The organism is Dehalococcoides sp. THU4, from assembly GCF_043231265.1.
In the GTDB taxonomy this organism is placed as follows: domain Bacteria; phylum Chloroflexota; class Dehalococcoidia; order Dehalococcoidales; family Dehalococcoidaceae; genus Dehalococcoides; species Dehalococcoides mccartyi.
Map to the genome: position 1 here is coordinate 761,697 of NZ_CP171266.1, position 15,713 is coordinate 777,409.

The window sequence follows — 15,713 nt, forward strand, 5'->3', positions numbered from 1 at the left end:
CTTCCGTGCCTTTTGTTTTATGATTAGGACAGGATATTTTACAGGGAGATGTCTATGACTTTGAGAATAAAAGTATTGCTGGGTACTATTCTGGCTATGGTGGGTTTGCTGGTTTCTTTCGGGGTGGGTTATCTAAGCGGCGGGATAGCCGCCTTAAATAGCGATGAAAACCTGTCCAGCATTGTAAATGCCTGGCAGATTATCACTACCGAATACGTAGAGCCGGATAGTATTGACCAGGCGGCTCTGGCTGAAGCTGCCATAAAGGGCATGATGGATGAACTGGATGACCCTCATTCCGTTTATCTGAATGCCGAAGACTACCAGTCCAGTCTGGAATATGATGACGGAAAGTATGTGGGCATAGGTGCTACTGTCCAGATAGAAGATGAGGCTATTGTCCTGGTTCCTTATGATGGCTCTCCGGCAGCTCTGGCCGGTATACAGGCCGGTGATATTTTGCTGGAAGTGGACGGGCAGTCAGTGGCCGGGTTCAGTTTGGCAGACCTGTCCCCGCTGGTAAGGGGAGAAAAGGGGACTTCGTTAACCCTGCTGGTGGAAAGAAGCTCCTCTGACCAGCCGCTGCTGTTTGAAGTCACCCGTGATGAAATACTGATTTCCAGCGTTACCTCCGAAATGATGGGTGATATCGCATATATACGTATCAGCCGTTTCAGCGAAAGAACAGATGAGGAACTGGAGCAGGTGCTTAAAAACCTGGGCAGTGCGGAAGGTATTGTGCTGGATTTGCGGGGTAATCCCGGCGGTCTGGTAAGCTCGGTTATAGACGTAACCAGCCGCTTTGTAAGCAGTGGGGTGGTTTTGACTACGGTGGACAATGAAGGAAACTCCTCTGAGTATAGTGTAGTGCCTAAAACGGTAACTACCAGTTTGCCCATGATAGTTTTGGTAGACCAGTACAGCGCCAGCGGCTCGGAAGCCCTTTCCGGTGCTTTGCAGGACTACGGACGGGCAACTATTGCGGGAAAAACCACTTATGGCAAAGGCAGTGTAAACCGCACCTTCAATGTAACGCCGGATACGGGTATCTACCTGACTATAGGCCGCTGGTATACACCCAACGGGCGGATGATAGAAGGGCAGGGTATTACCCCGGATATAGAGCTGGAGCTGACCGGGGATGAGGCAGTCAGCTGGGCCTTAGGTTTCCTGCATGGGGACACCTGAATTATTCTGGAAAGCTGATTAAGGCGGATATACCTGACATAATGTTAGTTTGTGTTGACCATTCAAAGCTAATAGCATATAATTTTTATAAAAATTTTGATGTGAAGCTGGGCTATGGAAGAAATTAAGAATATCACCGAAATTACCCAAAGTGCCCTTGCCGAACTGGAAGCCATAACGGAACTTAAAGACCTTGAAGCGTGGCGTGTCCGGTATCTGGGCAAGAAAAGCCTGCTGACCGGGGCACTCCGGAATCTGGCCAGTTTGCCTATAGAAGAACGCAAAGCGGCCGGAGCGGCAGCCAACGAGGCTAAAGCCGCACTTGAAGCGGCTTTTTTAGAGAAAGAGCAGCTGTCTAAAGAAAAACAGTTTGCCAGCCGCAGTGAGGGGCTGGATATTACTTTGCCTGGCAGACCCTGGCCTATCGGCCGGATACACCCCTTGACTCAGGTTACCAATGAAGTGACTGCTATCTTCTCCACTCTGGGTTTTTCCGTACTGGAAGGGCCGGAAATAGAAGATGACTATCATAATTTTGAGGCTCTTAATATTCCGGAAGACCACCCTGCCAGAGAAAATATGCAGACCTTCTGGATAGACCGGCCTAATAAAGACGGCAGGCTGGATACTTTGCTTCGCACCCATACCTCTCCCATGCAGGTGCGCTATATGGAGAAAAACAAACCTCCCATACGGATAGTAGTTCCGGGCAAGGTTTACAGGTATGAAGCTACCGATGCCACCCATATTCCCATGTTTACCCAGGTGGAAGGGCTGGTGGTGGACGAAGGCATTTCTATGGCTCACCTAAAAGGCACTTTGATGGAGTTTTGCCGCCGCTTTTTCGGGGCTAACCGCAAGGTGCGTTTCCGCTGTGACTACTTCCCCTTTGTAGAGCCGGGTGTGGAGGTAGCGGTAAGCTGTACCTGCGGGGGCAAAAAAGAATGCAGCGTCTGCCATGGCTCCGGCTGGCTGGAAATACTGGGGGCGGGCATGGTACACCCCAGGGTGCTGGAGAGGGTAGGTATAGATTCGGAAAAATATACCGGTTTTGCCTTTGGCATGGGGCTGGAAAGATTGCCCATGCTGAGATACGGGATTGATGATATTCGTCTGTTCTACTCTAACGATACTAGATTCTTGAGGCAGTTTTAATATGAAAATACCTTTGAAGTGGCTTAAAGAATATCTTCCCACAGATATGCCGCCGGCCGAACTGGCCGAACGGATGACTATGGCCGGTACTGAGGTGACAGTACTGAATTCCCACAAAGATAAATGGCCGAACGTATATGTAGGCCAGATAATGGAAGTAAACCGTCACCCCAATGCTGACCGTCTGGTACTGGTTAAGGTGGATTGGGGGCAGGGGCAGGAGACAGTGGTTACCGGCGCACCTAACTGCAAAGCCGGTGACAAGGTTGTTTTTGCCCGTACCGGTGCAGTTCTGATAGATGGCCACAACGGCAAAGAAATGGTACTTAAGCCGGCTGTTTTGCGGGGGGTGGAATCCTGCGGAATGGTTTGTTCCGAAAGGGAATTGGGACTGTCTGACGAACATGAGGGTATTTTGATACTGCCGGCTGATGCTCCGGTGGGTATGCTGGCCAGTGAATATCTGGGTGAGATAATACTTGACCTTGAGCTTACACCTAACCGGGGTGATTTGATGTGTGTAACCGGTGTGGCCAGAGAACTGGGCGCCTTAATAGACCATTTGCCTTCTATCAGCACGCCGGATTTCAAGGCCACCGGTAAGGATATCAAGGACAAAATAAATATAGAGATAAAAAACACTAAACTCTGCACCCGTTATACCGCCAGCCTGATAGAGGGAATAAAAATCGGCGAATCACCGGACTGGCTTAAAGAGCGGCTGATTGCCTGCGGTATGCGCCCGATAAACAACGTGGTAGATGCTACCAATTACGTTATGCTGGAATTCGGCCAGCCTCTGCACTCCTTTGATTATGATCAGATTAAGTCAAAACATATTATCGTCCGCCCCGCAGCGGAGGGTGAGGTTTTAACCACTCTGGACGGGGTTGAACGCAAACTCAGCCCGGATATGCTCCTTATTACCGAACCGGACAAAATAATTGCCCTGGCCGGGGTAATGGGCGGTGAAAATACCGAGGTTACTGAGAAAACTACCAGCGTACTGCTAGAGTCGGCTACCTTTGACAAGCACAGCATCCGCAGGACTGCTAAAGCTTTGAAACTCCAGAGTGAGGCTTCAGCCCGTTTTGAAAAAGGGCTTAGCTTTGAGCTTGCGCCTATTGCCCTGAAACGCGCCACCCAGCTGATACTGGAAATAGCCGGCGGGCAGGCGGCTTCGGGCTTAATGGATGTTATGCCGGTTAAAAAAGACAGAAACAGCGTTGTATTATCTCTTTCAAAGGTCAACCGGGTATTAGGGCTTGAGGGAGAGAAATTTGACAGCTGTAAAATAGCCAAAAGGCTGGGTTTTGCCTGGATGCCCGAATATGTACCCGGTATGGAAGAATTCGGCTACGGTTCAGTTGATGATAAAATGCGGTTTTTCCCCGGTTACTGGCGGATGGATATTGAAAGTGATATTGATATGATTGAAGAGGTGGCCAGGATAGCCGGCTACGATACTATACCCTGTCTGCCTCTGGATAAAGCTATTCCTAAAATAGAAACACCCCCTCTGCCGGGCATGAAGCGTTTCTTACGGCAGATACTATCAGGGTATGGTTTTCAGGAACTTATATCATATTCATTCACCAGCCGCGAAATGCTTTCCCGTGTTTTTTCAGGGGCTGAGCCAGAATGTCTGGCTATCAGCAACCCCATGAGCAGTGAGCAGGAAGTTATGCGTACCAGCTTGCGTCCGGCTCTGTATGCATCTTTAGCGGCAAACCGCCGCTTTGAAAAAAACGGCCTCAGGCTGTATGAGCTTGGGCGTGTATATCTGCCGAAAGAGAATAATAAGCAAGATGAGCCCGAAATGCTGTGCGCCCTTATAGCGGGCAGTGCCTCTGAAGCCTGGTGGCAGAGAAATACCGCTGGTTTTGACTTCTTTGATGCCAAAGGCATTGTGGAATCTTTGGTCAGCCGGTTAGGTATTGCAGCTGATTTTGCGGTATCTGATGAACCGGGGCTGACCCCGGGATATCAGGCCGGTATACTGGTGGGAGACATGCCGGTGGGTGTTTTGGGCCAGCTAAGCCCCCAGACTGCAGATAAATTCGGCATAACAGAGCCGGTATATATGTTTGAAATCAATCTTTCCAAGCTCATTACCCGGGCTACGGTTAGGCGCAAATTTACCCAGATTAACCGCTTCCCCTCAGTGGAACGTGATTTGGCTTTGGTGCTTGACCGCAGTATTACCAACCGTCAGGTTACCGATATTATTTCCGAGTTTGATTTGGTTAAAAATGTAGAGCTGTTTGATATGTATCAGGGCAAGCAGGTAGCCGGGGACAAAAAATCACTGGCTTATCATCTGCTGTTTCAGTCTGATACCCATACCCTGAAAGATGCGGATGTAGACAGTGTAATGAACCAGATACTTAAACGGCTTAATACTGAAACGGGGGCGGTTCTGCGTTCCTGAGCGTATTTATCCGGTTATTGCAAAAGGGGCTTTTGGGTAGAAGCCCCTTTTGGTTTTTAAGCCCGAATGAGGTATTATAAATGCGGAGGAAAAATGTTAAGCGATAGTTCAAAGCAGATTAAAAAAGAAGTTGAAGCCATCAATTCAGATTTTAAGACAATAGTGGGTTGCGGTGAGTCAAAATGCCCCAAACTTAAAAGACTGAAACTGGCAAGTACCCCGGATATTATCCTTAAGGTTATGATAGAAATACCTAAGGGTAGCCAAAATAAATACGAATATGATAAAGAACGCAAGGTAATCAAGTTTGACCGTATGCTTTTCTCGGCTGTTCATTATCCCAGTGACTACGGTTTTATTGAGGATACTCTGGCCGAAGACGGTGACCCGCTTGATGCTTTGGTTTTGGTTTGGGAGCCCACCTTCCCCGGCTGTCTGATAGAGACCAAGCCGGTAGGTCTTTTCAAAATGTACGATGAAAAAGGCCCGGATGCCAAGCTGCTGTGCGTGCCCATTGGTGACCCCCACTTTAACTTTATCCGTGACCTTTCGGACGTGCCTCCCCACCTGCTTAAAGAAATATTCCATTTCTTTAACATCTATAAAGAACTGGAAGCCAAGAAAACCGGTGTTGAAGGCTGGGAAGACCGTGAGTCAGCCATTAAGACTTATTGGGAATCTCACCAGAGATATCTGGATTCACTTAAAAACAAGCCGGAACAGAAATAAAAAATCAGGGGGGCTGTCAGCCCCCCTGATTTTTCTACCTTTAGACAGCTCTTGGGCAAAACAGGCAGTTATAAATCACTCTCGCTCTTGATGCAGGTGATTACCCTTTCCATTACGCTTTCAAGCGGAACAAGCTCGGATTCCTTGTTCCGGCGGAGCTTGAGTTCCACCCCGCCTTTATCCAGATTGCGGGGGCTTATCGTCAGCCTCAGGGGGATACCTAAGAGGTCTGCATCGTTAAATTTGACCCCGGCTGTAAGTTCGCGGTCGTCAAACAGCACTTCCACCCCTTGGGCTTCCAGTTCGGTATATATCTTTTCAGCCGCCTGGCTGACTGCCGGGTTATCCAGGAAAAGCCCGCAGATATATACCTGATAAGGGGCAATAGGCATAGGCCAGATAATGCCTTTTTCGTCATGGTTTTGCTCTATGGCGGCAGCCAGCAGCCGTCCTACCCCCATGCCGTAGCACCCCATTATTATAGGGTGGCTGATACCCTCGGCATCTGTGAAGTTTGCCTCGAAACGTTCTGAAAGGAATGTTCCCAGTTTAAAAATATGCCCCACTTCCACCCCCCGCTTGGAGGCAAAAGTGCCGTCACAGAAGGGGCAGGCAGCCCCTTCGGCCGCCAGGGCAATATCCGCCATTTTATCTGCCTTGAAATCCCGCCCGAAGTTGACGTTTTTCAGGTGAAAGCCGTCTTTGTTAGCCCCGGCTACAAAGTTAGAGCCGTTTTCAACAGAGTCATCAGCCACTATCAGTCTATTTTTCAGCCCTACGGGTGATGCAAATCCGGCTGCTATCCCGGCGGCTTTTACTTCGCTGTCTTCCGCAAGACGCAAATCATTGCACTTCAGCAGATTTTTCAGCTTTATTTCGTTTATATCCAAATCTCCCCGTATGACCGCCATCACAAACTTTCCGTCTGCCATGTAAAAGACTGCTTTGAGGGTATTTTCCGGTTTGAGCGAAAGAAAAGCGGCTACCTCTGAAATGGTTTTCTGGCCGGGGGTGGCTACTTCCTCTAAGTCTTTCGGGGGTTCTTTGGGCAGGGTTTTCTTTTTGAACACTGCTTTTTCGGCATTGGCGGCATAATTGCACTTCGGGCAGTAGATAATACTGTCTTCGCCGCTTTCGGCCACAATCATAAATTCGTGTGAGGCCTTTCCGCCTATTGCCCCGCTGTCCGCATCTATTACCATAGATTCCAGGCCGCAGCGGCGGTATACGTTTTCATAGGCCTGTTTCATAGTCTGGTAGCTTTCATCCAGCCCTTCGGGGCTGGCATCAAAGCTGTACATATCTTTCATAATAAATTCGCGTACCCGTATCAGCCCGCCGCGGGGGCGGGGCTCATCACGGAATTTGGTCTGTATCTGGTAAAGCCGCTGGGGCAGGTCACGGTAACTCTGGATATAGCGGCTGGCAAGGTCGGTTATAACCTCCTCGTGGGTAGGGCCAAGCACCAGATTACGGTCTTTGCGGTCTTTCAAATGGAAAAGGGTCTGCCCGAAGGGGGCTTCGCGTCCGCTTTGCTGCCATATTTCCACCGGCTGGAGTACCGGCATGGCCAGTTCCTGGCAGCCTGATTTATTCATTTCCTGCCGGATAATGTTTTCAATTTTCTGGATAGAACGCCAGGCCAGAGGCATAAACGAATACACTCCGGCGGTCAGCTGGGCTATCATACCCGAACGCAGCAGCAGCTGGTGGCTTATAGTTTCGGCATCTGACGGGATTTCACGCTGGGTCTTGCCAAATAACCTGGAATAACGCATATTAAAAGCTCCTTGTAAATAACGGCTTGCCAAGAAGGATTATACCCTAAAATCATCTGCCAAAGAAGCCTGAAAGCGGGGGCGTATAAACTACAGAGAAGCTATTTCCCGCAGCAGGGCATTTACCAGCTCATCTTCGGGAAATGAGGCTATCTTTTCACCCTTGCGGAATAGCAGTCCCTGTCCTTTGCCGCAGGCTATGCCCAAATCAGCCTCTTTGGCTTCGCCGGGACCGTTTACGGCACAGCCCATTACGGCCACCCTGATAGGTTTATCTATTTTGTTCAGGGCTTCCTGCACCCTGGCGGCAATACCCACAATATCCACTTCGGTCCGGGAGCAGGTGGGGCAGCTGACCAGCACCGGGCCGCGCTGCCTTAAGTTCAGGCTTTTCAGTATTTCATAAGCGGCAAATACTTCTTCCTGGGGCGGGGAGGTCAGGGAAACCCGGATAGTATCCCCGATACCCATATACAGCAGATTGCCTATGCCCACCGCGCTTCGCACCAGACCGGTTTTGGGGGTGCCTGTTTCGGTAATGCCCACATGAAGCGGGTAGGGTATAAGGGAAGCTATCTGGCGGTAGGCTTCAACAGTGGTAGGCACGTCAAAAGCCTTCAGTGAAACCTTAATCAGGCTGAAATCCAGGGCTTCCAGTATCTTTATATGACCCATGGCGGCTTTGACCATCTTTTGGGCAGTGGTGAGCTCTGGGGGCAGGTCTTTGGGCAGGCTGCCGGCATTTACCCCGATACGGATTGGGATTTCCCGTTCTTTTGCCGCCCTGACCACCGCTTTAACCCGTTCCGGGTCACCGATATTGCCGGGATTGAGCCTGAGGCCGTCTGCCCCGGCTGAGAGTGCTGCCAGTGCCAGGCGGTAATCAAAATGAATATCCGCCACAATAGGTATTCTGACTTCTTTGCGGATAGATTTCAGGGCAGTGGCAGCTTCCATATCCGGTATAGCCAGCCGGATTATTTCACAGCCGCATTCTTCCAGCTCTTTTATCTGGGAGATGGTAGCTGGGATATTGCGGGTATCTGTTTTGGTCATGGACTGGACTGATACCGGGGCATTCCCCCCGATAGTCATATTCCCCAGCCGGATTTCAGTACTTTTACGCCGCATAATCATATTTTAAAAGCCTCTTCGTAGAGAGTATATCAGAAACTAGCCTTGGGCAATGCGTATAATATCCTGAAAGGTTACCGCCAGCATAAGCCCTATCAGCAGGAAAAACCCGGTCATATGGATAAGGTTTTCCACTCTGGGAGAGATGCGTCTGCCGCCCCGTATCCACTCAATAAATACAAACAATATCCGTCCGCCGTCAAGGGCGGGTAGAGGCAGCAAGTTTATAATAGCCAGATTCAGGCTGAGAAACGCGGTAAACTCCAGCAGAGGGCCAATCCCGGCACGTGCCACATCCCCGGTCATCTGGGCAAGCCCCACCGGCCCGACTACGTCAAAGGGTACACTGCCCATAATAAGGCCCAGTATGGAGTTTTTAAAAAGCACCAGGGTTTCAAAATTTTGCTGTATAGACAGGGGAATGGAATCCAGAACAGACTCGCTTTCGCTTATTATCCGGTAGTCCAGAGTTTGCAGTGAAATACCCACCGGGCCTTCACCGGCCGGCGGCTGCCAGCGGGGAGACAAACTGACGGTACTTTGGGTCTGGTCAGCATGGAGTACGGTTATTTCTATGGTTTGTCCCAGATTCAGCTGGGAAATACGGGAAAATTCGGAGGTATTCCGTATTTCAGTGCCGTCTACACTTAAAATAGTATCACCCGCTACCAGCCCGGCTAAAGCGGCAGGTGAATCCGGCACTACTTCTTCCACGTTTACCCTACCCACCAGCACGTCATGCGGCACCATCAGGGCAAAGGCAAACAGGACAATGGGTAAAACAGCGTTTACCAAAGCTCCAGCACTGAAAAAGAGCAGACGCTTACCGGCACTTTTTGAGGAAAGGCCTTTATTATTTACGGGGTCGTCCTCTACTTTTACAAAACCGCCCAGCGGCAGCCAGTTAAGGCTATACTCAGTCTGTCCGAATTTGCGGCCGAATATTTTAGGCGGATAGCCAAACCCGAATTCCTCCACCTTTACCCCTATAGCTTTGGCGGAAAAGAAATGGCCAAGCTCATGGGAGATAACTACTATGGAAAATATAATCAGAAAAGAAACAATGGTTAACAGCATTTATAATTTACCTGCCAGTTCGGTTACTTTGCGGCGTGCCCAGGCATCTGCGGCCAGAATATCATCCAGAGACGGGCTGGCAACAGCCTGATGGGCATCCAGTACTTTGGCTATCAGTTCGGGTATCTGCCCGAAGCCTATCTCACCCTTCAGGAACATCTCAACTGCCACTTCGTCTGCGGCGCACAGTGCTGCCGGAAAGGTTTTGCCTTCTTCTCCGGCGGATATGGCTAACTTCAGGCAGGGAAATCTGTCCATGTCCGGCATTTCAAAGTCCAGCTTGCCTATTTCCGCCCAGTTTAGGCGGGGCAGGGTTAGGTTGGTCAACCTTTCGGGGTAGGTGAGAGCACACTGAATGGGGAAACGCATATCCGGCCGTGACAGCTGGGCTTTAAGGCTGCCGTCTGCAAACTCCACCATGGAGTGGATAATGCTCTGGGGATGGATAACCACTTGAATATTCCGTACCGGCATATCAAACAGCCAGCGGGCTTCTATTATCTCCAGCCCTTTATTCATGAGACTGGCTGAGTCTATGGTAACCTTGGTTCCCATTTTCCAGGAGGGGTGCTTAAGTGCCTGTTCCGGGGTGACTTTGGCTATTTCGTCTTTAGTTAAGGAACGGAAAGGTCCGCCTGAGGCGGTCAGGATAATCCGGGCGGGGGGTGTGACCTCACCTGACAAACACTGCCAGATGGCACTGTGTTCACTGTCCACCGGCAGTATTTTAGCTTTGTTTTCCTGTGCGGTGGCGGTTACTATCTCCCCGGCTGAAACCAGGGATTCCTTGTTGGCCAAAGCTATTACCTTGCCGGCTCTGGCAGCGTCAAGCACCGGCTGCAAACCGGCACTGCCGGGGGTGGCCACTACCACTATGTCGGCTTCGGGCAGGGCGGCCATTTCCTCCATGGGGATAAAACGGGCGGTACAGGCGTTAGTATCATGGCAGTTTTGGCAGTAGATGTATTTGGGGTGGAACTGCTCGGTTTGTTCTTTAAGCAGATTTGCATTCGTTCCGCCAGCCAGTCCCAGTACCTTGAACCGGTCTGGCAGTGAATGGATAACCTCCAGAGTCTGGCGGCCAATAGAACCGGTAGACCCCAGTATGACAATGTTTTTTATTGAATGAACCATATCACGTAGTAGTATACCACTATGCCGGTAAAAAGCAGGCTGTCCAGGCGGTCCATAATTCCGCCGTGTCCGGGTATCAGATTCCCGGAATCTTTACAGTGCATATTGCGTTTAAACAGAGATTCGGCGATATCCCCGGTTTGTCCGGCTACGCTGACCAAAAGGCCTATCAGCATGGCCACAAATACATTTATAGGCAGTCCCAGCAAGTCAGCAAAAATGGGGGCGACTATAATACTGAATACCGCCCCGCCTATAGCCCCCTGCCAGCTTTTGTTGGGGCTGATGGAGGGTGCCATTTTCTGTTTGCCGAAACGGCTGCCTATGAAAAAAGCCATTGTATCGGTAGCGGCGGTAAGTATCAGCGTCCAGAGCACCCATTCGCGTCCCATGGGCAGTTCGCGCAGGGCCACCCAGAAACTGGAGAGCAGACCGATATAAATTACCCCGGAGAGTGTCCAGGCCCAGCGGGGAAAGGCATCTGTGCGGTCTTTCAGGGTCAGCAGATATATGAGTGAGGTCAGGCTGAAAGACCCCAGTAAGAACGGCAAGACGCTTTCTATTTGCAGATGGGGGCTAATTACGATAAGCATACCCCAGAAAATACCCAGCGCCTTGAAGGGCTGGGATTTAAGGTAAACGGTAACGGCATTGTAAAATTCATTTAGGGCCAGGGCTACTACCACTGCCATAGCTAGGGTAAGCCAGGCTATGGGCTGGTCAATCCAGATAACTGCCAGAGCAATAATGGCCAGCAGGCAGCCGCTTAAAACGCGTTTTTTAAGCATAATTTACAAACCACCGAAACGTCTCTGCCGCTGATTAAAGGCAGAGATAGCTTTATCAATTTCTTTTTCGCCGAAATCCGGCCACATTACTTCCGAAAAATACAGCTCGCTGTAGGCTGACTGCCACAGGAGAAAATTGGAAAGCCGCATTTCGCCGCCGGTGCGGATTACTAAATCAGCTTCCGGTATGCCTGCGGTATACAAATAGCCGTCAAATACATTTTCGGTTATTTTATCAGTAGCTACCCCGTCTTTAACCAGCTTTTTTACCGCCTGAATAATTTCATCCCGCCCGCCGTAATCAAAGGCCAGACACAGGGTCAGGCCGGTATTATGGCTGGTACGGGACAACAGGTCTGCCAGTTTATCCTTGAGTACAGATGGCAGTTTATCCAGATGCCCCAGATGTTTTAAACGGACGTTGTTTTCCACCAGCTCCGGGATATAAGATGACATAATGTCATTTATCAGCCCGAAAAGCCCTTTTATCTCGGTATCAGGGCGTTTCCAGTTCTCAGTGGAAAAGCTGTAGAGGGTAACATATTTGACCCCCAGTGAATTTAAGTGGCGGATAATTTGTCTGGCGTTTTCAAGACCGGCTTTATGCCCGTCTAAACGGCTAAGGCCGCGGCGTTCCGCCCAGCGGCCATTTCCATCCATTATTATTGCGATGTGGTTCGGGGGGGTATTATTTATTCTAACTGTTGTGTCCAAGATAAAAACCTCTATCGCAACAGGGGGTTGCCGGACTATCCTTTGAGTTTGACGGAGAATAGGGGGTTAAACTTGCTTTAGTTCAGTTTCTTTATCTGCCCCCAGCTTGTCAGCCTTGGCAATAAAGCTGTCTGTTATCTTCTGAAGCTGGTCAGAGCCGCGTTTCAGGTCGTCCTGGGAGATTTCCTTGGACTTTTCCAGTTTTTTCATTTCGTCCATTGCGTCACGGCGGACATTTCTCATGGCTATTTTGTCTTCTTCCAGCCGTTTGCTGACCATTTTAATCATTTCCTGGCGGCGTTCTTCAGATAGGGGGGGTATATTCAGGCGGATAATATTGCCGTCATTATTGGGCATAAGACCCAAATCAGATTTCATAATGGCCTTCTCAATAGCGGAAAGGCAGCTTCTGTCCCAGGGCTGAATAGTAATATAACGCGGGTCAGGAGCGGCAATGCTGGCCAGATGGTTAATAGGGGTGGGTACGCCGGCATATTCCACTTTGATATGTTCAACCAGGGCCGGGGACGAACGCCCGGTGCGTATGCCGGAGAGTTCCTGCGAAAGCACATCAAGCGAAGCAGCCATCTTTTTTTCAGATTTTTGTAAAATTTCGTTTATCATTTTAACTCTCGCTGGATATTAATGTACCTATCGGCTGACCGGAAATGGCGCTCACCAGGCTTTCGGAGGATTGGAGGTCAAACACAATAATCGGCAATTTATTATCCAGACAAAGTGAAAGGGCCGTTGCATCCATAACCTGGAGGCGCTTATTTATAGCTTCCATATGAGTAAGGTGCTGGAAAAGGGTAGCTTCGGGGTGTTTTTTGGGGTCAGCGGTATAAACGCCGTCCACCTTATTTTTGGCCATAAGAAGCACATCGGCTTCTATCTCTATGGCCCGTAAAGCGGCGGCAGTGTCGGTGGTCATATAGGGGTTGCCGGTGCCTCCGGCAAATATCACTACCCGCCCTTTTTCCAGGTGGCGGATAGCCCGTCTGCGGATATACGGCTCGGCTACCTGCTGTACTGCCAGAGCGGATTGGGTGCGGGTTACGATGCCCTCACGTTCCAGGGCATCCTGCAGGGTAAGGGCGTTTATAATAGTGGCCAGCATGCCCGCATAATCGGCTGAAACCCGGTCAATTCCCTCTTTGGCGGCGGTTGCCCCCCGCCAAATATTGCCTCCCCCTACCACAATGGCCACTTCCACGCCCATAAGGCAGATATGCTTAATCTCGTGGGCAATACTTCTTACGGTAGGGATATCAATACCGTATCCGGTGGCTCCTTTGAAAGCCTCTCCACTGAGTTTTAACAGGATACGTTTATATTTTATTTCAGCCATAAAAAATACCGGTACTAGCCTCCAAGCTCAAATCGGGCAAACCGCTTCAGGCGGATATTCTCTCCAACCTTGGCAACAGTTTCAATAATGAGACCGTTGATGGTTTTGGAGGGGTCTTTGATGTAAGGCTGAAGCAGCAGGCAGGCGTTTTCGGCTTCAACTTCACATTCAGCCGGGCGGTCTTCTTCAGACAGGTAAAGCGGACACATGGCCGCAACCTGCATGGCCAGATTGTGGGCCAGTTCCTTAAAGGCATCAGTGCGGGCAACAAAGTCAGTTTCGCAGTTAAGCTCAACCAGCGCACCAATCCGTCCCTGGGTATGAATATAGGATTCCACAATACCCTGGACAGTTTCACGTTCAGCCTTCTTGGCGGCTTTTACCAGGCCTTTCTCCCGGAGAATCTCCTGGGCTTTTTCAACATTGCCATTTGAATCCATCAGAGCGTTGCGGCATTCCATAACGCCTGCGCCGCATTTCTCGCGGAGTTCCTTTATCTGTTCAGCATTGATAGCCAATTTATTAACTCCAGTGTTTATTATTTAACCGGCAGTTTCAGCCTGAGCTTCGCCGGTGGTTTCAACTTCGGTAACCTTCAGGGCGTTCTGGGCTTCGATAACGGAATCAGCCATTTTGGAGCAGATGAGTTTGATAGCCCGCATAGCGTCATCGTTAGAAGGAATAGGATAGTCAACTTCGTCAGGGTTGCAGTTGGTATCAACCATAGCCACCAGCGGGACACCCATCCGTTTGGCTTCGGCCATAGCAATCTTTTCTTTAGTGGGGTCTACCACAAAGATTACATCCGGCAGGCGGGTCATCTCTTTGAAGCCGCCCATAGTGCGGTTCAGACGGGCAATCTCTTCTGCCAGTTTCTGAGCTTCTTTCTTGGGCAGACGGTTAAAATCACCCCTGGCCTGCTGGTCTTCCAGCCGTACCAGATAATCAATCCGTGACTGGATGGAGTGGAAATTGGTTAAAATGCCACCGGTCCAGCGCTGATTGATAAAATACATGCCACATCTCTTGGCTTCTTCAGCCAAAATTTCCTGGGCCTGTTTTTTGGTACCGACAAAAAGAACCTTACCGCCTTCACTGACAACCTGATTAATGTAATTGCAGGCTTTGTCCAGCATGACTACGGTCTTTTCAAGGTCAATAATGTGAATACCGTTGCGTTTGGTGAAGATATATTTCTTCATCCGCGGATGCCAGCGGCTGGTCTGGTGACCAAAATGCGCCCCGGCTTCCAGAAGCTCTTTGATGTTTGTAGTTGGCAAGCTCTATCCCCTCCTAGTTAGTTAAAAACCGTTTAATAGCAATATTTGCATGATGATAACACAGAAGTATAACACAAGCCCAATTAGCCAGCAACACCGCTTCCGGTGCCGAAGCGGCTAAAAGCTGCGGCTGATGTCATGTATTTATTACAAAAATGGAGCGCACCAGCTATATTTTCGGGTCTCAGACCTGGCGTGCCCATTTTACGGCATTGGTAAATATTTTCAGCCCGTCACCTTCTTCTTTAAGGCCTTCCGCCGGCCAGCGCGGGTGCTGGCTGCCCCGGACAAACCGCTCCGGGTGGGGCATAAGGGCAAATATCCGCCCGCTTTCGTCTGCAATACCGGCAATATCCATCAGGGTGCCGGCCGGATTAGCCGGGTAGGGGGCGTTGCGTTTGCCGTCCTGGTCGGTATAATAAACCACCGAATTCAGCTTGTTTATCACTTCAGGGCTGCCCAGCAGTTTGCCTTCGCCGTGGGCTACCGGCAGATACAGGCGGTCTATACCCTGGGTGAACACGCAGGTGGAAAAGGGGTTTACCACAAGGTATGTCCAGCGGCATTCAAAACGGCCGGAGTTGTTTTCTGTCAGGGTTATTTTCTGCCCGTCTTTCATAGGGCCGGGTAGTATGCAGGTTTTGACCAGTGCCTGAAAGCCGTTGCAGATACCTATAATAAGCCCGCCGCTTTCGTGAAAACGGTTTATTTTTTCACCCAGTTTCAGGCGTACTTCATTAGCCAGTACCCGTCCCGCCCCCAGGTCATCACCGTAGCCGAAGCCGCCGGGGAAAGCCATTATCTGAAATTCGGCTAAGCGCGAAGGCTTGGCCAGGAGTTCGTTTATATGCACCATCTCTGTTTCGGAGCCGGCCAGCTCAAAGGCATAAGACGTTTCAATATCACAGTTAGTACCGGGTGTGCGGAGTATCAGGGTTTTTACTTTGCTCATCT

Annotated in this window: 15 protein-coding genes; 4 read left to right on the top strand and 11 right to left on the bottom strand. The window is 50.0% G+C overall.

Annotation, left to right across the window (positions count from 1 at the left end):
* The first annotated feature begins 54 nt into the window (after positions 1-54).
* The 4 genes from ACE6F3_RS04030 (at position 55) to ACE6F3_RS04045 (ending at position 5,503) form a co-directional block, all read left to right on the top strand.
* Entirely contained in the window at positions 55-1,188 is a 1,134-nt protein-coding gene (locus tag ACE6F3_RS04030) for a S41 family peptidase (RefSeq protein ID WP_324665549.1), read from the top strand.
* Positions 1,189-1,302: 114 nt separating this feature from the next.
* Complete coding sequence (pheS, locus tag ACE6F3_RS04035) at positions 1,303-2,343, top strand: phenylalanine--tRNA ligase subunit alpha (protein WP_301085317.1); 1,041 nt, start codon at positions 1,303-1,305, stop codon at positions 2,341-2,343.
* Between the two features lies 1 nt (position 2,344).
* The gene (gene pheT / locus ACE6F3_RS04040) at positions 2,345-4,774 is read left to right on the top strand and encodes a phenylalanine--tRNA ligase subunit beta (protein WP_324665545.1); all 2,430 of its coding nucleotides are present in this window, start codon (positions 2,345-2,347) and stop codon (positions 4,772-4,774) included.
* Between the two features lie 93 nt (positions 4,775-4,867).
* Positions 4,868-5,503, top strand: a complete 636-nt coding sequence (locus ACE6F3_RS04045; RefSeq protein WP_010936146.1) for an inorganic diphosphatase — start codon at positions 4,868-4,870, stop codon at positions 5,501-5,503.
* A 68-nt stretch (positions 5,504-5,571) separates the two neighbouring features.
* Here the strand turns inward: ACE6F3_RS04045 and ACE6F3_RS04050 are convergent, their stop codons facing one another.
* The 11 genes from ACE6F3_RS04050 to ACE6F3_RS04100 all read right to left on the bottom strand — a co-directional run bounded on the left by ACE6F3_RS04050 (position 5,572) and on the right by ACE6F3_RS04100 (position 15,711).
* The gene (locus ACE6F3_RS04050; protein WP_324665543.1) at positions 5,572-7,281 is read right to left on the bottom strand and encodes a proline--tRNA ligase; all 1,710 of its coding nucleotides are present in this window, start codon (positions 7,279-7,281) and stop codon (positions 5,572-5,574) included.
* 90 nt (positions 7,282-7,371) lie between these two features.
* Positions 7,372-8,418 carry a flavodoxin-dependent (E)-4-hydroxy-3-methylbut-2-enyl-diphosphate synthase gene (gene ispG, locus ACE6F3_RS04055; protein ID WP_324665541.1) on the bottom strand — a complete coding sequence of 349 codons (1,047 nt, stop codon included), beginning with the start codon at positions 8,416-8,418 and terminating at the stop codon, positions 7,372-7,374.
* A gap of 36 nt (positions 8,419-8,454) precedes the next feature.
* Positions 8,455-9,492: a M50 family metallopeptidase gene (locus ACE6F3_RS04060; RefSeq protein WP_324665539.1), complete on the bottom strand. Its 1,038-nt coding sequence runs from the start codon at positions 9,490-9,492 to the stop codon at positions 8,455-8,457.
* The gene (locus tag ACE6F3_RS04065) at positions 9,493-10,626 is read right to left on the bottom strand and encodes a 1-deoxy-D-xylulose-5-phosphate reductoisomerase (RefSeq protein WP_324665537.1); all 1,134 of its coding nucleotides are present in this window, start codon (positions 10,624-10,626) and stop codon (positions 9,493-9,495) included.
* Positions 10,611-11,414 (bottom strand): phosphatidate cytidylyltransferase, encoded by an 804-nt coding sequence (locus ACE6F3_RS04070; RefSeq protein WP_010936151.1) that lies wholly within the window; start codon positions 11,412-11,414, stop codon positions 10,611-10,613. The genes ACE6F3_RS04065 and ACE6F3_RS04070 overlap by 16 nt, the downstream gene beginning before the upstream one ends.
* Before the next feature lie 3 nt (positions 11,415-11,417).
* Positions 11,418-12,128 (bottom strand): isoprenyl transferase, encoded by a 711-nt coding sequence (locus tag ACE6F3_RS04075; protein WP_324665534.1) that lies wholly within the window; start codon positions 12,126-12,128, stop codon positions 11,418-11,420.
* A gap of 66 nt (positions 12,129-12,194) precedes the next feature.
* Positions 12,195-12,752: a ribosome recycling factor gene (gene frr, locus ACE6F3_RS04080; RefSeq protein WP_010936153.1), complete on the bottom strand. Its 558-nt coding sequence runs from the start codon at positions 12,750-12,752 to the stop codon at positions 12,195-12,197.
* A gap of 1 nt (position 12,753) precedes the next feature.
* Entirely contained in the window at positions 12,754-13,479 is a 726-nt protein-coding gene (gene pyrH, locus ACE6F3_RS04085) for a UMP kinase (protein WP_041341275.1), read from the bottom strand.
* 14 nt (positions 13,480-13,493) lie between these two features.
* A complete protein-coding gene (gene tsf, locus ACE6F3_RS04090) occupies positions 13,494-13,997 on the bottom strand; it encodes a translation elongation factor Ts (protein ID WP_041341278.1) in 504 nt (167 codons plus the stop codon).
* 24 nt (positions 13,998-14,021) lie between these two features.
* On the bottom strand, positions 14,022-14,759 hold the full coding sequence (gene rpsB, locus ACE6F3_RS04095; RefSeq protein WP_010936156.1) for a 30S ribosomal protein S2: 738 nt from the start codon (positions 14,757-14,759) through the stop codon (positions 14,022-14,024).
* A 184-nt stretch (positions 14,760-14,943) separates the two neighbouring features.
* Entirely contained in the window at positions 14,944-15,711 is a 768-nt protein-coding gene (locus tag ACE6F3_RS04100; RefSeq protein ID WP_324665530.1) for a phosphoribosylformylglycinamidine synthase subunit PurQ, read from the bottom strand.
* Positions 15,712-15,713: the final 2 nt, after the last annotated feature.